The organism is Pandoraea anhela, assembly GCF_902459655.1.
Lineage (GTDB): Bacteria > Pseudomonadota > Gammaproteobacteria > Burkholderiales > Burkholderiaceae > Pandoraea > Pandoraea anhela.
Genome location: NZ_CABPSB010000004.1, coordinates 314,402 through 334,729, shown reverse-complemented (window position 1 = coordinate 334,729; position 20,328 = coordinate 314,402). Strand labels below are relative to the sequence as shown.

22 protein-coding genes are annotated in these 20,328 nt (G+C 61.4%); 14 read left to right on the top strand and 8 right to left on the bottom strand.

The features are described 5' to 3' along the window. Positions 1–2: 2 nt before the first annotated feature. Both PAN31108_RS08840 and PAN31108_RS08835 read right to left on the bottom strand, forming a co-directional pair. Positions 3–812 carry an META and DUF4377 domain-containing protein gene (locus tag PAN31108_RS08840; protein WP_150668485.1) on the bottom strand — a complete coding sequence of 270 codons (810 nt, stop codon included), beginning with the start codon at positions 810–812 and terminating at the stop codon, positions 3–5. Between the two features lie 201 nt (positions 813–1,013). After that, positions 1,014–2,141 (bottom strand): PQQ-dependent sugar dehydrogenase, encoded by a 1,128-nt coding sequence (locus PAN31108_RS08835; RefSeq protein ID WP_150668484.1) that lies wholly within the window; start codon positions 2,139–2,141, stop codon positions 1,014–1,016. 200 nt (positions 2,142–2,341) lie between these two features. Here PAN31108_RS08835 and rpsP point away from each other — a divergent pair, with 200 nt between their 5' ends. From rpsP to PAN31108_RS08805, 6 genes are all read left to right on the top strand, one after another. Continuing rightward, positions 2,342–2,593 (top strand): 30S ribosomal protein S16, encoded by a 252-nt coding sequence (gene rpsP, locus PAN31108_RS08830; protein ID WP_017234865.1) that lies wholly within the window; start codon positions 2,342–2,344, stop codon positions 2,591–2,593. Between the two features lie 128 nt (positions 2,594–2,721). Then, positions 2,722–3,363 carry a ribosome maturation factor RimM gene (gene rimM, locus PAN31108_RS08825; protein WP_246183847.1) on the top strand — a complete coding sequence of 214 codons (642 nt, stop codon included), beginning with the start codon at positions 2,722–2,724 and terminating at the stop codon, positions 3,361–3,363. A gap of 60 nt (positions 3,364–3,423) precedes the next feature. Continuing rightward, on the top strand, positions 3,424–4,194 hold the full coding sequence (gene trmD, locus PAN31108_RS08820) for a tRNA (guanosine(37)-N1)-methyltransferase TrmD (RefSeq protein WP_150668483.1): 771 nt from the start codon (positions 3,424–3,426) through the stop codon (positions 4,192–4,194). Between the two features lie 102 nt (positions 4,195–4,296). Continuing rightward, positions 4,297–4,683 carry a 50S ribosomal protein L19 gene (gene rplS, locus PAN31108_RS08815; RefSeq protein WP_150668482.1) on the top strand — a complete coding sequence of 129 codons (387 nt, stop codon included), beginning with the start codon at positions 4,297–4,299 and terminating at the stop codon, positions 4,681–4,683. A 202-nt stretch (positions 4,684–4,885) separates the two neighbouring features. Next, a complete protein-coding gene (locus PAN31108_RS08810) occupies positions 4,886–5,572 on the top strand; it encodes a CoA pyrophosphatase (protein WP_246183846.1) in 687 nt (228 codons plus the stop codon). A 135-nt stretch (positions 5,573–5,707) separates the two neighbouring features. Beyond that, on the top strand, positions 5,708–6,646 hold the full coding sequence (locus PAN31108_RS08805) for a CobD/CbiB family protein (protein ID WP_150668481.1): 939 nt from the start codon (positions 5,708–5,710) through the stop codon (positions 6,644–6,646). An 80-nt stretch (positions 6,647–6,726) separates the two neighbouring features. Here the strand turns inward: PAN31108_RS08805 and rsgA are convergent, their stop codons facing one another. Both rsgA and PAN31108_RS08795 read right to left on the bottom strand, forming a co-directional pair. Further along, positions 6,727–7,668, bottom strand: a complete 942-nt coding sequence (gene rsgA, locus PAN31108_RS08800) for a ribosome small subunit-dependent GTPase A (RefSeq protein WP_150668480.1) — start codon at positions 7,666–7,668, stop codon at positions 6,727–6,729. Next, positions 7,665–8,912 (bottom strand): M48 family metallopeptidase, encoded by a 1,248-nt coding sequence (locus PAN31108_RS08795; protein WP_150668479.1) that lies wholly within the window; start codon positions 8,910–8,912, stop codon positions 7,665–7,667. The genes rsgA and PAN31108_RS08795 overlap by 4 nt, the downstream gene beginning before the upstream one ends. A gap of 102 nt (positions 8,913–9,014) precedes the next feature. Here PAN31108_RS08795 and orn point away from each other — a divergent pair, with 102 nt between their 5' ends. Beyond that, complete coding sequence (gene orn, locus PAN31108_RS08790; RefSeq protein WP_150668478.1) at positions 9,015–9,632, top strand: oligoribonuclease; 618 nt, start codon at positions 9,015–9,017, stop codon at positions 9,630–9,632. 86 nt (positions 9,633–9,718) lie between these two features. Here the strand turns inward: orn and mog are convergent, their stop codons facing one another. Together mog and yjgA are read right to left on the bottom strand one after the other, a co-directional pair. Continuing rightward, positions 9,719–10,339, bottom strand: coding sequence for a molybdopterin adenylyltransferase (gene mog, locus PAN31108_RS08785; RefSeq protein WP_150668477.1), 621 nt, complete (start codon positions 10,337–10,339; stop codon positions 9,719–9,721). Continuing rightward, positions 10,339–10,944, bottom strand: coding sequence for a ribosome biogenesis factor YjgA (yjgA, locus tag PAN31108_RS08780; protein ID WP_150668476.1), 606 nt, complete (start codon positions 10,942–10,944; stop codon positions 10,339–10,341). The genes mog and yjgA overlap by 1 nt, the downstream gene beginning before the upstream one ends. Before the next feature lie 114 nt (positions 10,945–11,058). On the opposite strand from yjgA, the gene pmbA reads away from it, so the two are divergent. The 7 genes from pmbA (at position 11,059) to PAN31108_RS08745 (ending at position 18,971) form a co-directional block, all read left to right on the top strand. After that, the gene (gene pmbA / locus PAN31108_RS08775) at positions 11,059–12,417 is read left to right on the top strand and encodes a metalloprotease PmbA (RefSeq protein ID WP_150668475.1); all 1,359 of its coding nucleotides are present in this window, start codon (positions 11,059–11,061) and stop codon (positions 12,415–12,417) included. Positions 12,418–12,635: 218 nt separating this feature from the next. Further along, the gene (locus PAN31108_RS08770; protein WP_150668474.1) at positions 12,636–13,787 is read left to right on the top strand and encodes an ABC transporter substrate-binding protein; all 1,152 of its coding nucleotides are present in this window, start codon (positions 12,636–12,638) and stop codon (positions 13,785–13,787) included. A 130-nt stretch (positions 13,788–13,917) separates the two neighbouring features. Continuing rightward, positions 13,918–14,799: a branched-chain amino acid ABC transporter permease gene (locus tag PAN31108_RS08765; protein WP_150668473.1), complete on the top strand. Its 882-nt coding sequence runs from the start codon at positions 13,918–13,920 to the stop codon at positions 14,797–14,799. A 13-nt stretch (positions 14,800–14,812) separates the two neighbouring features. Then, positions 14,813–15,688, top strand: coding sequence for a branched-chain amino acid ABC transporter permease (locus PAN31108_RS08760; RefSeq protein ID WP_150668472.1), 876 nt, complete (start codon positions 14,813–14,815; stop codon positions 15,686–15,688). An 18-nt stretch (positions 15,689–15,706) separates the two neighbouring features. Further along, entirely contained in the window at positions 15,707–16,510 is an 804-nt protein-coding gene (locus PAN31108_RS08755) for an ABC transporter ATP-binding protein (RefSeq protein WP_150668471.1), read from the top strand. Continuing rightward, positions 16,507–17,220 (top strand): ABC transporter ATP-binding protein, encoded by a 714-nt coding sequence (locus PAN31108_RS08750; RefSeq protein ID WP_150668470.1) that lies wholly within the window; start codon positions 16,507–16,509, stop codon positions 17,218–17,220. The genes PAN31108_RS08755 and PAN31108_RS08750 overlap by 4 nt, the downstream gene beginning before the upstream one ends. Before the next feature lie 302 nt (positions 17,221–17,522). Then, positions 17,523–18,971 (top strand): sensor domain-containing diguanylate cyclase, encoded by a 1,449-nt coding sequence (locus PAN31108_RS08745; RefSeq protein ID WP_150668469.1) that lies wholly within the window; start codon positions 17,523–17,525, stop codon positions 18,969–18,971. 29 nt (positions 18,972–19,000) lie between these two features. Here PAN31108_RS08745 and PAN31108_RS08740 read toward each other — a convergent pair whose 3' ends face one another. Both PAN31108_RS08740 and PAN31108_RS08735 read right to left on the bottom strand, forming a co-directional pair. Next, positions 19,001–19,489, bottom strand: a complete 489-nt coding sequence (locus tag PAN31108_RS08740; RefSeq protein ID WP_150668468.1) for a dihydrofolate reductase — start codon at positions 19,487–19,489, stop codon at positions 19,001–19,003. Then, positions 19,486–20,280, bottom strand: a complete 795-nt coding sequence (locus PAN31108_RS08735; RefSeq protein WP_150668467.1) for a thymidylate synthase — start codon at positions 20,278–20,280, stop codon at positions 19,486–19,488. Before PAN31108_RS08735 ends, PAN31108_RS08740 begins: the two co-directional genes overlap by 4 nt. Positions 20,281–20,328: the final 48 nt, after the last annotated feature.

The window sequence follows — 20,328 nt, the reverse complement described above, 5'->3', positions numbered from 1 at the left end:
GGTTATCGGGCAGGCGTTTCGCGAATGACTTCGACGAGCGTCCAGCGCATGCTCGAAGCGTCGGCGGGCGGATTGGCGACGGGCTCGCCATGGATTTTCACGCGGTATTCTACGCCCGGCTTCCAGTCGAAGCCATCGATGTGGGCATACCACAGCTCCCACTGCGATTTACCGGAGTCGTCGGCAGCGCGCACACGCAGGCATTTCCGCGGCGCCACACCCACGCAATCCGCCATTTGCGAGTCGATGTCGAGAACCCGATCTTCGGTTGTCCTATTGCCAGTGTTCGCGACGGGACGATTGAGCAGTGTTTGCGACGCGTAGGTCAGCGTTTCGCCGTTCGGCGTGCTCAGCGTCAGTTGTGTGTCCCGGCGTTCAAAGCGGGTCACGCTCGGGAGTGTCTTCAGATAGCGCGATTCGAACGCCATCGAATCGGGGCAGGCCATACGTGTCGCGGCAGGTGCTTGAATGGTGACTTGCCCCTTGCCCGGCCCAATCGTGTATTGACCGAAGATGCGATTGCAGCCGCCGGTGCCGGAAAACGCGCCTTTGTCGTTAAAGGTGAGATTGATCGTGCGTCCCTCCGGCATGCTTGGCGCGTCGTTGGCACCCTCCCATTTCACCAGTTGCCATGTGCCGAGAATGTCGGCCGGCGCCGTTGCTGCGGCGGCATTGCCGGTGGCGTCGGACGACGGATTGGCACCACCGCCCGAAGGCGCGGCGCATCCCGCCAGCAGGGCGGCGGGTACCAGAAGTGTCGCCAGGTAGGCGGCGAAGGAAGACGGCAGGAGCGAGAGTCGGCGTTGAGTCATGATCTTGTCTGGGCGAAGTGTCGGAGAGGGCAGGGACGGCGGGAATGTCGCGTTGAACGGGGGAGGGGTTCTAACGGTGCCGTGAGTGCCATGAAAGGTTGACCGGACATGTGAAGCGACAGTTCCTTGCGGCGGTCCGGGAAAACGGTGGAGCAAGATCGTCGACTGTCATTGGGCGGCATGAGGTGATGTCAGATGGATTTAGGGCTTGCGATAGGTGATGCGATAAATGGCACCCGCGTGGTCGTCGCTGATCAACAATGACCCGTCGGGTAGCGTGAGCAGATCGACGGGACGTCCCCAGACGGTTTCGTCCTCACCCAGCCAGCCCTGGGCGAAGACTTCCTGCTTGGCAACGTTGCCTTTGGGGTCGAGCACGATGCGCATCACGCGGTATCCGACCTTACGGCTTCGGTTCCAGGATCCATGCTCGGCAATGAAGATGCTGCCGCGGTACGCCTCGGGAAATTGTTTACCTATATAGAAGTGCATGCCGAGTGCAGCAACATGTGCGCCAAGCTTCGCCTTCGGAGGTGTCGAGGCGCGGCAGGCCCTCTCCCGACCGAAGTCAGGGTCTGAAACGTCGCCCGCGTGGCAATACGGAAAGCCGAAATGCTCGCCAGCGCTGGTGAGCCGATTGAGTTCGTCGTCGGGCACGTCGTCACCGAGCAGATCGCGCCCGTTGTCCGTAAACCAAAGCGCGTTGGTTCCCGGTTGCCAGTCGAAACCTACCGTGTTGCGCACCCCGCGGGCCATGACGCGCCAATCCGTGCCGTCGGGTTTCATGCTGCCGATTATTGCGTAACGATTTTCGTCACGCTTGCAGACGTTGCACGGCGCGCCCACGCCGACATACAGACGCTGATCGGGGCCGAAGGCAATATATCGCCAGCCGTGATGGCTTTCGGTCGGGAGCTTGTCGTAAACAACGATGGGTTTGCCCGGATTCTCCAGGTGGCTTTCGATATCGTCGAGTTTGACGATGCGCGAGACGGCTGAAATGTAGAGGGCGCCGTTGCGCATTGCGACGCCCACCGGCATGTTCAATCCCGAGGCCACTGTGCGGACTTTGGCCGCATAGGCGCGAGATGGGTCGAGGGTAATCGCGTAGACGCTACCCTGTGCCCGACTGCCCACGAACAGGGTTCCTCGCGGCCCCAACACCATGCCCCGGGCGCCGGGGACCTGATCGGACAGCACTTCGACATAAAAGCCGGGTGGCAGCGCCAGGCGTTCTATCGGAAGGGCATCTCGCGCAGTGGCAAATTGAGCGGCGCAGAAGAGTATCGCACCCAGAAAGGCTTGCCATCCGTCCGGAAATCGTCGCATGCAGGACTCGCTTCGCGCAAAGGATGCGTGCATTGTAGACCAGTGCTCGCCGGGGCGCGGCGACGCCGCGCAGGACGCCCAATTCGGGCGCGGCCGGTCGGCATCCATCTCCATTTGGCGAAGTGTTTGTTTTGACGAGGGTTTTGCGCTATAATCACGCGTTTTCTGTCCGAACACTTCTGGATTCACAAGGATTTAATATGGTCGTTATCCGCCTGGCTCGCGGCGGCGCGAAGAAGCGCCCGTTCTACAACATCGTTGCAACCGACTCGCGTAACCGCCGCGATGGCCGCTTCATCGAGCGTATTGGCTTCTACAACCCGGTCGCTGCCGAAGGCACGGAAGGTCTGCGCATTGCTCAGGACCGTCTGACGTACTGGCAAGGCGTTGGCGCACAACTGTCGCCGACCGTGGCTCGTCTGATCAAGCAAGGCGCCAAGGCTGCTGCCTAAGCTTTCAGATAGTTGAGCTGTACGCATTGCTGTCGGTTTGCCGATGGCATGAGAATTAAACGGCGGTGCCTGCTCTGGAGCAATTCAGAGCAGGCACCGCCGTGTGTTCGTCACAAGGTTGGATTGGCATGGTTCGTTCCGCACGTGAGCGGGTACCGTTGAAGATCGGTGCTGAAGCGCGTCGCGCCTCCGGCATGCGCGCAGAGCAGGTGCTCGCCCCGGTGGCCGAAGTGCCCGACGATCTCGTCGAGCTCGGTTACATCGGCGATGCCTACGGGATTCGCGGCTGGATCAAGGTGCAGCCGCATACGGGCGAGGGCGAAAGTCTTTTGTCCGCAGATTGCTGGTATTTCCGTCGCCCGGGGGCGTCCGATTTCACCAAGGCGAATGTGCTTTACAGTCGAGCCCATTCCGGGACCGTGGTCGCGCAACTGCGCGGCAGCGAAAACCGGACGGCGGCCGAGGCGCTCAAAGGACTTCAGGTCTGGGTGCCGCGTAGCGCGTTCCCCTCGGCGGGTGAGGACGAGTTTTACTGGGTGGACCTGATCGGTGCCCAGGTAACGAATTTGCAGGACGAACGGCTTGGTAAGGTCGTCGGTTTGCTCGACAACGGCGTGCACACCGTGTTGCGTGTAGCGTATGACGTGCCCGCCGAGGACGACAAGCCGGCCAAGACCGCTGAACGGTTGATTCCGTTCGTCGGCCAATATATTCAGACCGTCGATGTCAAGGCGGGGCGTATTGTGGCCGACTGGGGTCTCGATTACTGAGAATCCGATTGACCGCCCGGTCGCGATGGCGTTCGGGCACCTCTGGACGGAACCGGTTTGATGCAGTTTGACGTCGTCACGCTCTTTCCCGAGATGTTTCGGGCACTGACCGACTGGGGCGTCACCAGCCGGGCGCTCAAGCAGTCGCGCTACGGTTTGCGGTTTTGGAATCCACGTGATTTCACGCATAACAACTACCGCACGATCGACGATCGCCCTTATGGCGGCGGTCCGGGCATGGTAATGCTTGCCAAACCGCTCGATGATGCGATCGCTGCCGCGAAGGCGGCGCAGGCGGAAGCTGGCGTACCACGCGGCCGAGTATTGCTGATGTCGCCGCAGGGCAAGCCGCTGACGCACCGCCGGGTTGTGGAACTGAGAGAGCAGGAGCAAGGCCTGATTCTGCTGTGTGGTCGTTACGAAGCGATCGATCAGCGTTTGATCGATCGCGTGGTGGACGAAGAGGTCAGTGTCGGCGATTTCGTGCTGTCGGGCGGAGAGTTGCCCGCCATGGCACTCATGGATTCGCTGATCCGGTTGTTGCCGGGTGCGTTGAACGATGAGCAGTCGGCGGAGCAGGATAGTTTCGTCAACGGGTTGCTCGATTGTCCGCATTACACGCGGCCCGAAGAATATGAAGGGGTACGCGTGCCCGATGTGCTGTTGGGCGGGCATCACGCAGAGATTGAAAAGTGGCGGCGTCGCGAGGCGCTGACCAATACCTGGCGCAAGCGGCCCGATCTGATCGAGAGCGCGCGTGCGAACGGAATGCTCAGCCGTGCCGATGAGGCATGGCTGGCAAGCCTGCAGGTCGATACGTCGGCCAAGTAGGCTCGGATGTCGTCATGGGGACGGCATTCGGTTTGACCCCATCCTCTGTCGGGGCCGGTTCGCCGGTATATAACGCCGATACGATGGCACAAGGAGTGGTAAATGAATCTGATCGCTAAGATCGAGCAAGAAGAAATCGCGCGTCTGACCGCGAACAAGACGATCCCCGATTTCGCCCCGGGCGACACCGTGATCGTCAACGTGAACGTGGTTGAAGGTAACCGCAAGCGCGTTCAGGCTTACGAAGGCGTCGTGATCGCCAAGCGTAACCGTGGCCTGAACTCGGGCTTCATCGTTCGCAAGATCTCTTCGGGTGAAGGCGTTGAGCGTACGTTCCAGACGTACTCGCCGCTGATCGCCAGCATCGAAGTCAAGCGTCGTGGTGACGTTCGTCGCGCCAAGCTGTACTACCTGCGCGAGCGTTCGGGCAAGTCGGCACGTATCAAGGAAAAGCTCTCGTTCAAGAGCAAGACCGTCGCTGCCGAGTAAGTCGGACGCAGCAAAAGCCGCATGGAAAAAGCACCCCTTGGGGTGCTTTTTTCGTTGCGCGATGCCGCATGCGTGCCGATGCGGCGCTGCAGCATCACGTCGCTAGGCGTCGAATTGCCATACGAATGGCATTTTCTTTGCGTTCACGTGATTTCAGCTTCCTCGCTAAAATAGCGAAGTCATCCATCTCTCAAAGGTCTACGTGGCCCCACCTCTCATCCTGCATCCGGAAGCATTGCCCATCGTCTCGACAGGTGAGGGCGAGCCTGCGGTGCCGGCAGAGCGGTTGACTCCCTCGGCGATACGGGACCGGCTGGCCAGCCCGCCGATCTGGATGCCTGAGTCCGGCGTCGTCGAGGCCGTTTCCCCCGCGCTGTTTACGCCACGCGCGGCGGCGGTTCTCGTGCCTTTGGTCATGCGTCCCCATGGGACTACTGTGTTGCTGACGAAGCGCACACAGCATCTGAGTACGCATGCCGGGCAAGTGAGTTTTCCCGGAGGAAGTCGCGAACCGGACGATCCGACGCCGATTGCGACCGCCCTGCGCGAGTCGCGCGAGGAAATCGGACTGGATGCCGGGGCGGTAGAGGTGATCGGAAGTTTGCCCGACTATGTGACGGGCACAGGCTTTCGCGTAGCGCCTGTTGTGGGGCTGGTGACGCCCCCGTTCGATCTGGTCGCCGACACCGGCGAGGTGGACGAGATCTTCGAGGTGCCGCTGGATTTTCTGATGAATCCCGTGCATCACCAGATTCGTGTCTTCAACTATCAGGTCGGTGAGCGCCGGTTCTACGCCATGCCTTATCCGAAGCCCGCCGGGGGCGAGTATTTCATCTGGGGTGCGACGGCGGGCATGCTACGGAATTTCTACCAACTCCTGCGGGCCTGACGCGCAACCGGATCCGCGCGTGCGAATTGTCTGCTCGTGAGATGAAGTGTGTGCGTCGCAGAGGCGCACGGGGCGGGCTTTTGCGAGAAGCTGTGCTATCGTTACACCATTCCGTCTGGTGATCTGATCGCACGCATGACATTCTTCTCGGTACTCCTCGCGCTGATCCTCGAGCAGGTGCGTGCCCTCTCCACGCAAAACCCGATCTACAACCTGATTCGCTCCCACGCGACCCATACTTCGCAGTCGTTCGACGCCGGTCAGCCGCGTCACGGTGTGCTCGCGTGGCTGGTGGTCGTCGTGCCGTTCGTGCTGGTCGTTGGCGTCGTCTACTACCTGCTGATGCGGGTCAACATTTTCCTTGGATTTGCCTGGAACGTCCTCATCGTCTACCTGACGATGGGTTTCCGGCAGTTCAGCCACTATTTCACCGACATTCATGTCGCGCTGAACAACGATAACGTTAACGAAGCGCGAGAAATCCTGCGTCAGTGGATCGGGATCGATACCGTCGATATGCCGGTGGACGAGATCGTGCGCCATACGCTGCTGCATGCCGTGATTGCTTCGCACCGTCATGTGTTCGGCGTGTTCTTCTGGTTTCTCATGCCGATTGGACCCGCGGGTGCGGTGTTGTATCGTCTGGCCGAGTATCTCTCCCGTCGTTGGACCGAACCTGCACCGGACCGAAGCCCGGCGTTCGGTGCGTTTGCACGCAAGGCTTTCTACGTGATCGACTGGGTGCCGGCCCGCCTGACTGCCATCGGCTTTGCGATCGTCGGCAATTTTGAAGATGCGATCTACGCATGGCGCCATTACGCCAAGCAGTGGCCGAACGAAAATGAGGGGATTTTGCTGGCGGCGGGGAGTGGCGCCCTCGGGGCAAGGCTCACCGGGCCACTGGCGGAAGTCTCCAGCGTCGATGCGCTCAATCAAGGGGACGATGCCGTGCTGCCGGTCGGCAGCGAATGCACGCCGCGTACGTTGCAGGCTGCCGTGGGGTTGGTGTGGCGCGCCGTTCTGCTGTGGATGCTGCTGCTGTTGCTGTTGACGTTGGCTGTGTGGCTTGGCTGACACCGGATAGCGCGAGTTCACTAAAGAAAAACCCCGCATATGCGGGGTTTTTCTTTTCTCGAAGTCACTGCCGTTGCGGATCAGTAGGGAATCTGCTGTTCGGATTCGTGGACGAGCTGAGCGTAAAGGGCATGACGCTGTGATGAGATTCGGCCATCGGCTACTGCCTCGAGAATCGCGCAGCCCGGCTCCTTCAGATGGTGGCAATTGTAGAACCGGCAACCTGTGAGCAAGGGGCGAAACTCTGGAAATGCGCGCTCGAGAGCGCCTTCCTTGAGGTGATGCAGGCCGAACTCCTGGAAGCCCGGCGAATCGATGAGCAGTCCGCCTTCGGGCAAATGGAAGATGCGCGTAAACGTCGTGGTGTGTTTGCCTGAATTCAGGACGGTCGAGATTTCGCGTGTTGCCGCATCCGCATTGGGCACGACCAGATTCACGAGGCTCGATTTCCCCATGCCGGATTGCCCGAGCAGCAGTGATGCCTGATGTGCCAGACGCGGCAACAATTGTGTCTTGGCTGCCTCCGGGTCCGCGCGTACCGATAGCTCCAGCACTTCGTAGCCCAATGCGCGATATGGCGCGAGCCGCTCGCGAGCTGCCGGCAACGCGTCGGCTACGTCGGTCTTATTGAGTACGATCAACGGCCGAAGCTCGTTCGCTTCCGCAGCGACAAGCGCACGACCGAGCAAATCTTCGCTGAAGTACGGCTCGGTGGCCAACATGATCACCAATTGGTCGATGTTGGCGGCGAAAAGCTTACTTTTGAACTGGTCCGAGCGATAGAGCAGATTGCGACGGGGCAGAATCTCTTCAATCACGCCCTGATCCCCGGTGCGTGCCCAGGCAACTTCGTCGCCAACGGCGATCTCGCTCTTCTTGCCTCGGGGGAAACACAGCACCGTTTCACCGTCGTCGGCTTCGACAACGTAATGGCGGCCATGGGCCGCCGTGACGCGACCGTGGCGTCGTTCCTGCACTGGTGTCTCGACCGGCGATGCCTTACCTTTTCCGCCGCGCTTCATGCGTGCCCCAGCAGTCGGTCGATGCGCTGGGAAGCGGGGGGATGCGAGTAGTAGAACGCTGTGTAGACGGGGTCGGGCGTCAACGTCGAGGCATTGTCCTGATAGAGCTTTACCAGTGCGTTCACCAGATCGCTCGCCTGTGTCTGGCTGGCAGCGAACGCGTCGGCTTCGAACTCGTGTTTGCGCGAGGTCAGACTGCCAAGCGGGCTGGCGAAGAATCCGAACACCGGCAGTACGAGGAAGAAAAGCACCAATGCGAGTGCATTATTGCTGCCCGTCATCGACGGCATGACTCCCAGCTCCGTGTAAAACCAGGTTCGTCCGGTGAGCCAGCCCAGCAGCGCGAGGAAGGCGAGCGACAATGCGAACGCGACGACCAGCCGCTTGGTGATATGGCGGCGCTTGAAGTGCCCCAGTTCGTGGGCCAGGACTGCCTCGATCTCGGCGGGTGAGAGACGTTCGATCAGCGTATCGAAGAATACGATGCGCTTGGCGCGACCAAAGCCGCTGAAGTAAGCATTGCCGTGCGCGGAGCGCTTCGAGCCGTCCATCACGAACAAACCGCGCGCTGCAAATCCGCAGCGTTGCATCAACCCTTCGATGCGCTGCGCAAGCGAGGCATCCGAGAGCGGTTCGAACTTGTTGAACATCGGGGCGATGACATGGGGAAAGATGAATTGCACGAACAGATTGAACGCCACCCAGACGACCCACGTGTAAATCCACCAGAGCGGCCCGGCGCGGTCCATGAGCCACAGCACGACGAACAGCAACGGCAATCCGAGGACGACGCCGACGGCGGTGCCTTTCACCATGTCGTCGATAAACAGCCCGAGCGACATCCGGTTGAAGCCGAAACGTTGCTCGATGACGAACTGCCGGACATAAGTGAACGGCAGATCGACGATGCCGGAAATCAGCAAGACCGCCGCGATCAGCGCGATCTGCCCGACGTAGCCTTCGCCGAGCCACTCGGCGATACCAATATGCAGTACGTTCAACCCGCCGAGTAGCGTAAAGGCGACCAGCAGCACGGCCTGCGCGAAGATTTCGGCCATGCCGAGACGGGTGCGAGCCACCGTGTAATCGGCGGCGCGCTGATGATCGGTCAGCGTGATCGTGTCGGCGAAGCGCTCGGGTACGGCAGCCCGATGGGCAACGACATGGCGGACCTGACGGGCGGCCAGCCAGAGCTTGGTCATGACCATCGCCAGCAGGAAGATCACGAAGAGATAAGTGAACATGCGCTTGATGAGAATCCGAAGTATGCGAGAATTATAAGTTCTTTCGACCGGCGAGGCGCCGTACCGGTCGCCCACCGATGCGTTTTCCAGAGTCTTCCGATCATGTCTTCCCTCCCATCCCAAAATCCCACGCCTGCCGACGCCCAGACGACGCTTGCACGCGCCGAATTTAATTTGGTCTGGCTCGACATGGAGATGACCGGTTTGCAGCCGGACAGCGACCGAATTATCGAAGTGGCGGTCGTCGTCACGGACTCGGCGCTAACGCGTCGCATCGAAGGCCCGGTGTTCGCCATTCACCAGTCCGACGCGGTGCTCGACGGCATGGACGACTGGAACAAATCGACGCACGGCCGCTCGGGTCTGATCGATCGCGTCAAGGCGTCGACCGTGGACGAGGCGTCTGCGCAGGCGCAACTGATCGAGTTCCTGAGCCAGTACGTGCCGCCCAACAAGTCGCCGATGTGCGGCAATTCGATTTGCCAGGATCGCCGTTTCATGGCGCGCTACATGCCCGAACTCGAAGCATTCTTCCATTATCGGAATCTGGACGTGAGCACGCTCAAGGAACTGTGCCGTCGCTGGGAGCCCACGGTGTACAAGGGTTTTACCAAGCGGGCCGCCCATACGGCGCTGGCCGATATCCACGAATCGATCGACGAACTGGTGTACTACCGTGAGCACTTCCTGAAGACGGCAGTGCCGGGCGCAACGGCCTGAGTTGCCGTCGACGGGTACTGAAACGCCAGCGTATTCGCTGGCGTTTTGCTTTGTGTGCTCGCTATGAAGAGGACGGCGGATGCCGGTCAGGCGGACTTCGGCGCGCGAATCGCGCTCTTCGGGCGGAACGCCTTGCAGACGGCTTCGTCGGTTTCGATGTAAGGGCCACCGATCAGATCGATGCAGTATGGCACCGCAGCAAAGATGCCTGGCACCACCGATTGGCCGTCGTCATCCCGCAATCCTTCGAGGGTTTCCTTGATGGACTTGGGCTGACCGGGCAAATTGATGATAAGCGCTGCATGATCTGCGGTCTCGCGAATGACGGCGACCTGACGCGACAGAATCGCCGTCGGCACGAAGCGCAGGCTGATCTGGCGCATCTGCTCGCCGAACCCCGGCATTTCCCTGGTGCCTGCACGCAGCGTGGCTTCGGGCGTGACGTCGCGGCGCGCCGGGCCTGTGCCGCCGGTCGTCAGCACCAGATCGCACTGCAACGTGTCGATCAGTTCGATCAACGTCGCGGTGATGCCGTCGGCGACATCGGGAATCAGACGCGTATGCGCCACCCACGGCGACGTGAGGGCACTGCCCAGCCACGCCTGAAGCGCCGGAATGCCCTGGTCCTCATAGGTGCCCTGGCTGGCCCGGTCGCTGATCGACACGAGCCCTACGCGAAGTTCGTCCGGATGAGAGCGCGTCACCATCAATAATCCTCACGCGTTGGGAATTCCGGCAGATCGTTATCGGCGTCGTCCGAAGTTTCGGCCGCCGCCGGACCTGTGCCAAGCAGGTCCTTGAGTACCTGGAAGAGTTCGCGGAACGCCTTGGGCGGCTTCTGCGCGGCCTGCTCGCGGCGGGCGTTGCGAATCAGCGTGCGCAGTTGCTGAGCGTCGGCGCCCGGATATTGGGCGAGCAACTCGGTGAGCGCCTCGTCCTTGGCCATCAGGCGCTCGCGCCAGCGCTCCAGGGCGTGCAGCTTGGCGGTTTCCGCCTTCGAGACGCCCTTGATGACGTCCAGCGCGCGTTGAATGGCCTCGATTTCCGATTCGTCGAGCGTGCGCATTTGTTTGCCCACGTACTGCAATTGACGGCGGCGGCCTTCGTGCGCGGTGATCGTGCGGCAGTCGCGGACGGCGCGTTCGAGGTTTTCGGGCATTGGCACGCGGGCGAGCGCGTCCTTGGCCAGGTTGACCAGTTCTTCGCCCAGATCCTGAAGGGCATGCGACTCGCGCTTGCGCTGGGATTTGCTCGGGCCTTCGTCGGAAAGCTCGCTGTGGGCGATACGGTTAAAGCGTTGAATGTGCGTCATAGGCGCTATTGTAACGCGGCGCGAGGCGTCCAAATAGTTGCCGGGGTACGCACGATGGCGCGCAACTCGCGCTAAGATGGCGGTTCCTATTCAGCCACTGACCGAATCGCGCCGATGTCCCAAGCGACCCAGCACTTCACGCATACCCAGGATCAACTCAAGGAAATCGTCGGCGACGTCTTGCAGTACGCCCGTTCGCTCGGCGCAACCGACGCCGCAGCCGAAATCTCCGAGGGCGACGGTCTGTCGGTCTCGGTGCGGCGCGGCAAGGTCGAGACCATCGAGCGTAACCGCGACAAGCTGGTCGGCGTGACCGTTTTCATCGGTCAGCGTCGCGGCAACGCGAGTACGTCCGACTTCTCGCGCAAGGCGCTGCACGACACGGTCGACGCGGCGTACAACATTGCCCGTTTCACTGCGGAAGACGATTGCGCGGGACTTGCCGAGTCCGAACTCCTCGAAATGCACCCGCAGGATCTGTCGCTGTTCCACCCGTGGAGCATTACGGCAGACGAGGCGGTCGAGCTGGCGCGTCGCGCGGAGAAGGCGGCGCTCGACGTGAGTCCCATCATCCGGAATTCCGAGGGCGCGGCCGTATCGGCCCAGCACTCTCAGTTCATGCTCGGCACGACACGCGGTTTCCTTTCGGGCTACCCGTATTCGCGGCATTACCTGTCGGTGTCGCCGATTGCCGGCAGCGGCAGCCACATGCAGCGCGACGACTGGTATACGTCCAAGCGCGCTGCGGGCGATCTGGCCTCGCCCGAGGCGGTCGGCCGGTATGCGGCCGAGCGTGCGCTGGCGCGCCTGCACGCCCGCAAGCTTTCCACGCGTAAGTGTGCGGTGCTCTTCGAGGCCCCGCTGGCCGCCGGTTTGCTGGGGGCATTCGTGCAGGGCGTGAGTGGCGGCGCGCTGTACCGCAAGGCGACCTTCCTCGTCGATACGCTGGGCAAACCGGTATTTGCCGATCACGTTGGCATTCACGAAGATCCGCACGTGCCGCGCGCGATGGGCAGCGCACCTTATGACGAGGAGGGCGTGAAGACGCGCGCTCGCGATGTGGTCAGTGATGGCGTGGTGCAAGGCTACTTCCTGTCGACCTATTCGGCTCGCAAGTTGGGGATGCAAACGACCGGCAACGCCGGTGGTTCGCACAATCTGCGGATGTACAGCAAGCTCACGGCACCGACCGACGACTTCCGCGCCATGTTGCGCAAGCTCGGCACCGGTCTGCTGGTGACCGAACTGATGGGGCAGGGCGTGAATTATGTGACCGGCGATTACTCGCGCGGCGCGTCCGGCTTCTGGGTCGAGAATGGCGAAATTCAGTATCCGGTCGAAGAAATCACGCTGGCGGGGAATCTGAACGACATGTTCCGACAGATCGTGGCGATCGGGGCGGACACGCTCGTGCGCGGCACGAAGGAGGTCGGGTCAATCCTGATTGAACAAATGACCGTTGCCGGTCATTGATGCTGCGAAAACCCGTTATGGCGCCACAAACACGTTGCATTTGTGCGCCATTGCGGGGCAAATGCTCAATTGTCGTGCCCGTTGCAGGCAGTTTGCGATATCCTTAGGAGTTTTCTTAAGCCGTGGCTTAAGAACGGACACGGTAGTTAGGGTAATGGGCGCGCTCATAAGGCGCGCCTTCTCATAACTAGAGACTAGGTATTGGAGGAAGAGGACTCATGAAAAGCACCATGACCAAGTTGCTGAGCGCACTTGTCGCTACGGGGATGGTGGCTGCGGCCCATGCAGCCGATCTGAAGATCGGTGTGGCCGAGGCACTGTCGGGCGGCGCGGCGCAGTACGGTATCGCGATCAAGAACGGTTTCCAGCTCGCCGCTGACGAAATCAACGCTGCCGGCGGCATCAACGGCAATAAGCTCGTGCTTCAGGTGGAAGACGAGCAGGGCAAGAAGGAAGAGGCGATCAACGTTTTCAAGAAGCTGATCTTCCAGGACAAGGTGCTCATGGTGTTCGGTCCGACGCTGTCGAATTCGGCACAGGCTGCCGACCCGATTGCACAAGCCGGCAAGACGGTCGCTTTCGGCACGTCGAATACGGCGGACGGCATTACCTCGATCGGCGACTATATTTTCCGTAACTCGGTGACCGAAGCCGACGTGCTGCCGGAGACCATCAAGGTGGCGGCAAAGCACACGGGCATCAAGAAGGTGGCTGTGCTGTACGGCAACGACGATGTCTTCACCAAGAGCGGTTACGACAACTTCAAGAAGGCGCTCGAAGACCTGAAGATCCCGGTGACGACGACCGAGACGTTCGCCAAGGGCGATGTGGACTTCAAGGCGCAGCTCACGAAAATCAAGGCCACCAACCCGGACGCCATCGTGCTGTCGGCGCTGATCGCCGAAGGTGCTCCGATCATGGTGCAGGCCCGCCAACTAGGCATCAACGTGCCGTTCATCGGCGGCAACGGGATGAATTCGGTCAAGATCTTCGATCTTGCCAAGGGCAGCTCGGACGGCCTGTGGGTGGGTAGCCCGTGGTCGATCGAGAACAACACGCCGGCCAATACGAAGTTCATCGCCGCTTACAAGGCGAAGTACAACGTGGCGCCGGACCAGTTCGCGGCGCAGTCGTACGACGCCATGTACATTGCCGCAGACGCGATCAAGAACGTGAAGATTTCGGGCAATCTCATCGCCGACCGCAAGGCGTTGCGCGATGCACTGCCGAAGGTCACGCATGAAGGCGCGACGGGCAAGTTCGCCTTCCGTCAGGCAACGGACAAGAACGGCAAGCCGGCCGGCTACGACGCACAGCAAGCACCGATCGTCAGTGTGACGAAGGGTGGCAAGTACGTCATCGAGAAGTAAGTAGCCCGGCAGTACTTGAAGAAGTCCGCATGGGCGTAGGGCCGCAAGGCGCTACGCCCATCGGCGTTTCTGGCGCACGTCGCACCCCCTCACGACGCGCGCTTCCGTCCCTCAGGCTGGAATACACACCATGCTGGAACAGCAACTCGTCAACGCGCTCTCCCTCGGGTGCGTGTACGCCTTGTTCGCGCTCGGGTTCACACTCGTGTTCGGCATCCTCGGCGTCATCAACCTTTCGCACGGCGCGGTCTTCATGGTCGGCGCCTATGCGGCGCTGCAAGCCGTCGTGCGTCTGCATCTGCCGCTGTGGGCGGCCATCGTCACGGCCGTCGTCGTCGCCGGCCTGCTGGGCCTGCTCATCGACGTGCTGGTGCTCAAACCGTTGCGCAAACGCGGTGCACCTCACCTGATCCCGATGATCGCGACCATCGGTGTGGGCATTCTGCTCAACAACGGTGTGCAGGGCATCTTCGGTGCGGAAAACCTGCGTTTTCCGTACGACGTCGTCCCGCAGGACACGCTCACGGTGGCCGGCGTTCATATGACGGTGCTCGAGCTGGCGATCATCTTCATCTCGTTTGCGCTCATGGCCGTGCTCATTACCACGATTAAGAAGACGCAATTGGGGCGCGCTCTGCGCGCGATTGCCGAGTCGCCGAAGGCGGCGTACCTGCTGGGCATCAACGTCGAAGGTCTTTTCCTGGCGACGTCATTCGCCGCGGCAGGGCTGGGCGGCATGGCTGGCGTGCTGATCGGCCTTTACTCCAACGCCGTGTTCCCGCTCATGGGGCAGCCGATGCTGCACAAGGGCATTGCCGTGATCATTCTGGGCGGCATGGGCGACATTCGTGGCGCGATGATCGGCGGCTTGTTCCTCGGCTTCGCCGAAGTGTTGTCGGTGGCGTATATCGGCTCGAACATGCGCGACGCCGTGGCGTTCGGCCTTCTGTTCCTGATCCTGCTGGTGCGTCCGCAGGGGTTGTTCGGCAAAGTGCTCGAACGCAAAGCGTAATCACGGGGGCGCAATGGACTGGTTCAATAATTTCTGGGCGGTTTACAGCAATCTCGTGCTGACTCTCGGCACGAATGCGCTGCTGGCCCTGTCGATTTACCTCACGCTTTCGTGCGGCATGCTGGCGATGGCGAACGCGGCGTTCATGGGCATCGGGGCGTACACTGCAGCGTTGCTGACAATGAATTACGAGACGCCGTTTGCCGTATCGCTTGCAGGCGGCATGGCGGCGCCCGCGCTGATTGCGTTCATCATCGGCAAGCCGACACTGCGTCTGTCGGGGGTGTATCTGGCCATGGCAACGCTCGGCTTCGGTGAAGTCGTGCGCGTGCTCATCCTCAATACCGAAGATTTGACGGGCGGTGCGCTCGGACTGAACGGCATTCCGCAGCTCACGCAATGGTGGCACGTGGCGGGTGCGGTCGTGATCACGCTTGCCGTGCTGTGGCGGATTCGTCGCTCGAAGGTGGGGCGTGCGTTCGAGGCGATCAAGGAAGACGAGACGGCGGCAGGGCTCATGGGCATCAACGTCACGGGCTACAAGATGCTGGCATTCGTGCTGGGGGCGGTGCTGGCGGGGCTGGCCGGCGCGCTCAACGCGCATTTGACGTTCTTTATCGGACCGAACGAATTCGGGTTCGACCGTGGCGTCGAAATTCTGACGATGGCGATTCTCGGCGGTATCAACGGTCTCGTGGGCCCGGTGCTGGGCAGCACGATTCTTACGTTGTTGCCGGAGTTGCTGCGGGCGTTCAACGACTTCCGCCTCGTGGTCAACGGCCTGATTCTGGTGTTGATCGTGCTGTTCCTGCCCAAGGGCATCTGGGATCCGATGCGTTTTCGCCGGTGGTTCCGTGCCGGTAAGGCGCGTTCGGCGTCTTCCACGTAAGCGGACGGGGAACACGACATGCTTAAGCTTTCCAATATTTCCAAGCGATTCGGCGGCCTTCACGTGCTGCAGGACGTGAACATCGAAGTGCCGCAAGGCACGATCTTCGGTCTGATCGGACCGAACGGCGCCGGTAAGACGACCGTCTTCAACCTGATCACCGGCTTGTTGCAGCCCACGGGCGGCAGCATCACGTTCGACGGTGAAAGCCTGCCGGGCGAGAAGCCCCACCGGATTACGCAGCGAGGCATCGCGCGTACGTTCCAGAACATCCGCATCTTCAAGGAGATGACGCTGATCGAGAACGTCGTGGTCGGGATGCACCGCCATCTCTCGTATGGCCCGGCGGGGCTGCTGCTGTCGCTGCCGGGTTTTCGCGACATGGAGAAGCGCTCTCGCGAGCGTGCCCACGAGCTGCTGTCGTGGGTCAAGCTCGACCATAAGGCGTACGACATTGCCGATAACCTCTCGTACGGCGATCAGCGCAAGCTCGAACTGGCGCGCGCACTGGCGACCGAGCCCAAGCTGCTGCTGCTCGACGAGCCGGTCGCCGGCATGAACACGGGCGAGAAGGTCGATCTGATGAGCGAAATCGAGAACATCAAGGCGCGCGGTTACACGATCTTCATGATCGAGCACGACATGCGCTTCGTGATGGGCTTGTGCGAGCGCATTGCCGTGCTGAACTTCGGCCGCATCATTGCCGAGGGCAAGCCTGACGAGATCAAGCACAACCCGCAGGTCATCGAAGCCTATCTGGGCCGGGACGATGACGACGACGATGCGCCCGCCTTGGCGGCTGGCGCGGAGGACAAGGCATGAGCGCGCTGCTCGAAGTGAAGGGCCTGAAAGTGGCCTATGGGCATATCGAGGCCGTGAAAGGCGTCGATTTTGCATTGCGCGAGCACGAGATCACCTCGCTCGTGGGCGCGAACGGCGCGGGCAAGTCGACGACACTGCTGGCGCTGTCCGGTCTCATCAAGAAGCAGGCGGGTACGATCCTCTTCGAAGGTGAGGACATCGGCGATCTGGCACCCAACAAGATCGTGCAACGCGGATTGGTGCAGGTGGCGGAGGGACGTGCCACGCTCACGACTATGACGGTGCGCGAGAACCTTGAATTGGGGGCCTACACGCGGCGCGACAAGCAGAACGTGAAGCCGGATCTGGACAAAGTGCTCGAGCGTTTCCCGCGACTGGCGGAACGTATCGACCAGATGGCAGGTAACTTGTCGGGCGGCGAGCAGCAGATGCTGGCGATCGGGCGTGCGCTCATGGCACGGCCGAAGCTGTTGCTGCTGGACGAGCCGTCGATGGGGCTCGCCCCGATCATCGTGCAAGGCATTTTCAGCACGTTGAAGGAGATCAACGCCGATGGGTTGACCATCTTCCTGGTCGAGCAAAACGTGCGTCAGGCGCTCAAGATCGCACAGCATGGCTACGTGCTGGAGACGGGCAAGGTGGTGCTGGACGACACCGGCCGGAATCTGCTGGGCAACCCACGCGTGCTGGAGGCCTATCTCGGCGGTTAAGCCCGGTACACCGGTGAGTGTAAGTCGTGTCCGGGCGCCGCAGTATCGAGCGTCTCGACGGTAACGAAGGCGCGCCACTTGCCGAACGAAGGCTGCGACGGGACGTCCACGGCGTCGACGGGCTATTTGACGATAGCTGGTCGATGCCGTTTTTGTCGGTATCGGCCAACGGCAGACACGTTGGCAGGCCGTCGGAATTGGTGCATGCTGCGGCTTATCCGGTCGCCGCCGGCGTTTGCGGCGAGGCTGCCAACGAGACTTCGTCGAATCGATATCGCGCTCGATAGAGGGGAAGGGATTTCATGGACGGCTTTCTGATGGAGCATGCTTCGCGCGGACAGCGGGCTTTTGCCGGCTGTCTGGCGATCGTCGTGCTGGCCGCCCTGCTATTGGCGGCGCCGCAGGCGACGGCCATGTTGCCGGCTGTCGCGCCATTCCTGCCGATGTGCGGACTCACCGTTTTCACAACGGCAACGATCGCATCGTTTTTGCTCTCCGCCCAGTTTCAGGTCAGCCGATTGCCGGTGTTCGGTTTGCTGGCCGGCGCCTATGCTTTTACCGCGCTCACCGTCGCCATGCAGTTGCTGACGTTTCCCGGACTTTTCGCGCCGACCGGACTGTTCGGGGCACATCCGACGACGTCCGGCTGGATCTGGGTTTTCTGGCATGCGGGATTTCCGACGCTCGTCCTGCTCGCGATGCTCGCACGGCGCCTGTTCAGCCCCACGGCCGTAACGCAACTGTCCCCCATCGGCCGGGGTCTCGGCCTTTACGTTGGCCTGCCGATCGCGGTGGCGGTGCTGCTGTGTTTAACGGCATTGACGCTCAAACTGCCGCCCGCTTTGACGCCGGCCACGGCGCCCGGCGAGTTCTCCTCGGGGGGAACCGGCATCGTCCTTCTCGTGTTGAATCTGGTGGCCCTCGTCGTCGTGTTGGGCGTTGGACGGTTACGTACCGTTCTCGACCTCTGGGTGGCGCTGGCCGTGCTGGCTTGTGTGACCGACACGGTGCTCAGTCTGATGAGCACGGTCCGATTCTCGCTAGGGTGGTATCTCGCCCGCTTTTTCAGTATGTCGGCCCCGGGACTGCTGGTTTGCGTGCTGGTGTGGGAGGTGACGCGCCTGTATCGAGAGCTGACGCGCGCGCACCTTCGTCTGATCGAGTACAGCAATCGCGATGCACTGACCGGTATCCACAATCGCCGCTATTTCAACGACCGTTTTCCGGGGGACTTCGAGCAGGCGCGCCGCGCCGGTCATCCGCTTTCGCTGCTGATGGTCGATGTGGATCACTTCAAGCGCTACAACGACGAGTACGGCCACCCCGTAGGCGATCAATGCCTTGAGCTCGTCGCCCGTGCGTTGATGCGGGCAACGCATCGTCCGACCGATCTCGTGGCCCGATATGGCGGCGAGGAGTTTGTGATCGTGTTGCCGGAAACCCACGAAAAGGGCGCACATTTCGTGGCTACGCGTGTGATCGAGAGCGTGCGGGCGTTGGCCATCCCCGGCTCGGGGCCGCAGGGTGTGGTGACGGTTAGCGTAGGATGCGCAACGCACGTACCGCAGCAGGGGAACCTGCGCGATACGCCGGAGCGTTTGGTCGCACTGGCGGACGAAGCGCTATACGCGGCGAAGCGTCTGGGACGCGATCGGGTGCACGTGGCGAAGGGCGCGCCCGCGCAGGTGGCGGACCTTGGTAGGGAAGGCGGCGCGGCAACCGACGTGCCGCGCGAGAACCTTGGCGTCTGAGCCTCGCCCATACGCCTGAACGGGGGATATCAGATGCGTTCGTACGTTACGAACGAATAGTCGAAATCGTTCGGCGCCGGTGAGTGATGCGTTTCGCGTGCCGTCTCACGCCATTGCGCAGCAGGCAGATCCGGGAAGTGCGCATCCCCCTCGAATGCCTTGGCGATTTCCGTCACGATGACCTTGTCGGCACTCGCCAGCGACTCCGCATACAACTGCGCGCCGCCAATCAGGCAGATCTCCTCGACGCCAACACACAAACGCATGGCATCCACCAGCGAGCCGGCGACTTCGCAACCGCCGATCTTCAGATCCGGATTGCGCGATACGACGATGTTACGCCGTCCCGGCAAGGGGCGGCCGATCGAGTCGTACGTCTTGCGTCCCATGACCACGGGCTTGCCGAGCGTCGTACGTTTGAAGTGCGCGAGGTCTTCCGGCAAACGCCATGGCAATTGATTGTCACGCCCGATCACGCCGTTCTCGGCGCGGGCGACGACCAGCGTCAGAATCGTCATACGGCCACCGGTGCCTTGATGTGCGGATGCGCTTCGTATCCGGTGATATGGAAATCCTCGAAGTGGTAGTCGAAGATCGAGTCGGGCTTACGCGCGATCTCGAGCTTCGGCAGCGGGAACGGCTCGCGTTCGAGCTGCGTGCGCACCTGGTCGAGGTGATTGTTGTACAGGTGGCAGTCGCCACCCGTCCAGATGAAGTCGCCGACTTCCAGTCCGGTTTGTTGCGCCATCATGTGTGTCAACAACGCGTAGCTGGCGATGTTGAAAGGCACACCGAGGAAAATGTCGGCACTACGTTGGTAGAGCTGGCAGGAAAGTTTGCCGTCCGCAACGTAGAACTGAAAGAAGGCGTGACACGGCGGCAATGCCATGCGAGGGATCTCGCCGACATTCCAGGCGGAGACGATCAGACGGCGCGAATCGGGCGTCGAGCGAATCTGGTCCACGACCTGCGTGATCTGGTCGATATGTCCGCCGTCAGGGGTCGGCCACGAGCGCCACTGCGCGCCGTAGACAGGACCGAGTTCGCCTTCGGCATCGGCCCATTCGTTCCAGATAGATACGCCGTTTTCCTGCAGAGAGCGCACGTTGGTGCTGCCCCGCAAGAACCAGAGGAGTTCGTGCACGATGGACTTGATGTGCACTTTTTTCGTGGTGACGAGCGGGAATCCTGCCTGCAAGTCGAAGCGCATCTGGTAGCCGAACACCGAGCGCGTGCCCGTGCCGGTGCGGTCAGTCTTGTCTGTGCCATGTTCGAGTACATGGCGCATGAAGTCGAGGTACTGTTTCATAGGCCCATCCGTTTTGGCGGATTTTACCAGCCTCTGAGTGACGGCGTC

Bases quoted from the DNA above. Each gene is read 5' to 3' on its own strand.
- PAN31108_RS08750 (WP_150668470.1), top strand. From the start codon at position 16,507: ATGAGCGCGCTGCTCGAAGTGAAGGGCCTGAAAGTGGCCTATGGGCAT.
- PAN31108_RS08805 (WP_150668481.1), top strand. From the start codon at position 5,708: ATGACATTCTTCTCGGTACTCCTCGCGCTGATCCTCGAGCAGGTGCGT.
- PAN31108_RS08735 (WP_150668467.1), bottom strand. From the start codon at position 20,280: ATGAAACAGTACCTCGACTTCATGCGCCATGTACTCGAACATGGCACA.
- rsgA (WP_150668480.1), bottom strand. From the start codon at position 7,668: ATGAAGCGCGGCGGAAAAGGTAAGGCATCGCCGGTCGAGACACCAGTG.
- orn (WP_150668478.1), top strand. From the start codon at position 9,015: ATGTCTTCCCTCCCATCCCAAAATCCCACGCCTGCCGACGCCCAGACG.
- PAN31108_RS08765 (WP_150668473.1), top strand. From the start codon at position 13,918: ATGCTGGAACAGCAACTCGTCAACGCGCTCTCCCTCGGGTGCGTGTAC.
- rpsP (WP_017234865.1), top strand. From the start codon at position 2,342: ATGGTCGTTATCCGCCTGGCTCGCGGCGGCGCGAAGAAGCGCCCGTTC.
- PAN31108_RS08755 (WP_150668471.1), top strand. From the start codon at position 15,707: ATGCTTAAGCTTTCCAATATTTCCAAGCGATTCGGCGGCCTTCACGTG.
- PAN31108_RS08840 (WP_150668485.1), bottom strand. From the start codon at position 812: ATGACTCAACGCCGACTCTCGCTCCTGCCGTCTTCCTTCGCCGCCTAC.
- PAN31108_RS08795 (WP_150668479.1), bottom strand. From the start codon at position 8,912: ATGTTCACTTATCTCTTCGTGATCTTCCTGCTGGCGATGGTCATGACC.
- rplS (WP_150668482.1), top strand. From the start codon at position 4,297: ATGAATCTGATCGCTAAGATCGAGCAAGAAGAAATCGCGCGTCTGACC.
- trmD (WP_150668483.1), top strand. From the start codon at position 3,424: ATGCAGTTTGACGTCGTCACGCTCTTTCCCGAGATGTTTCGGGCACTG.
- PAN31108_RS08745 (WP_150668469.1), top strand. From the start codon at position 17,523: ATGGACGGCTTTCTGATGGAGCATGCTTCGCGCGGACAGCGGGCTTTT.
- pmbA (WP_150668475.1), top strand. From the start codon at position 11,059: ATGTCCCAAGCGACCCAGCACTTCACGCATACCCAGGATCAACTCAAG.
- PAN31108_RS08740 (WP_150668468.1), bottom strand. From the start codon at position 19,489: ATGACGATTCTGACGCTGGTCGTCGCCCGCGCCGAGAACGGCGTGATC.
- yjgA (WP_150668476.1), bottom strand. From the start codon at position 10,944: ATGACGCACATTCAACGCTTTAACCGTATCGCCCACAGCGAGCTTTCC.
- PAN31108_RS08835 (WP_150668484.1), bottom strand. From the start codon at position 2,141: ATGCGACGATTTCCGGACGGATGGCAAGCCTTTCTGGGTGCGATACTC.
- PAN31108_RS08770 (WP_150668474.1), top strand. From the start codon at position 12,636: ATGAAAAGCACCATGACCAAGTTGCTGAGCGCACTTGTCGCTACGGGG.
- rimM (WP_246183847.1), top strand. From the start codon at position 2,722: ATGGTTCGTTCCGCACGTGAGCGGGTACCGTTGAAGATCGGTGCTGAA.
- mog (WP_150668477.1), bottom strand. From the start codon at position 10,339: ATGGTGACGCGCTCTCATCCGGACGAACTTCGCGTAGGGCTCGTGTCG.
- PAN31108_RS08760 (WP_150668472.1), top strand. From the start codon at position 14,813: ATGGACTGGTTCAATAATTTCTGGGCGGTTTACAGCAATCTCGTGCTG.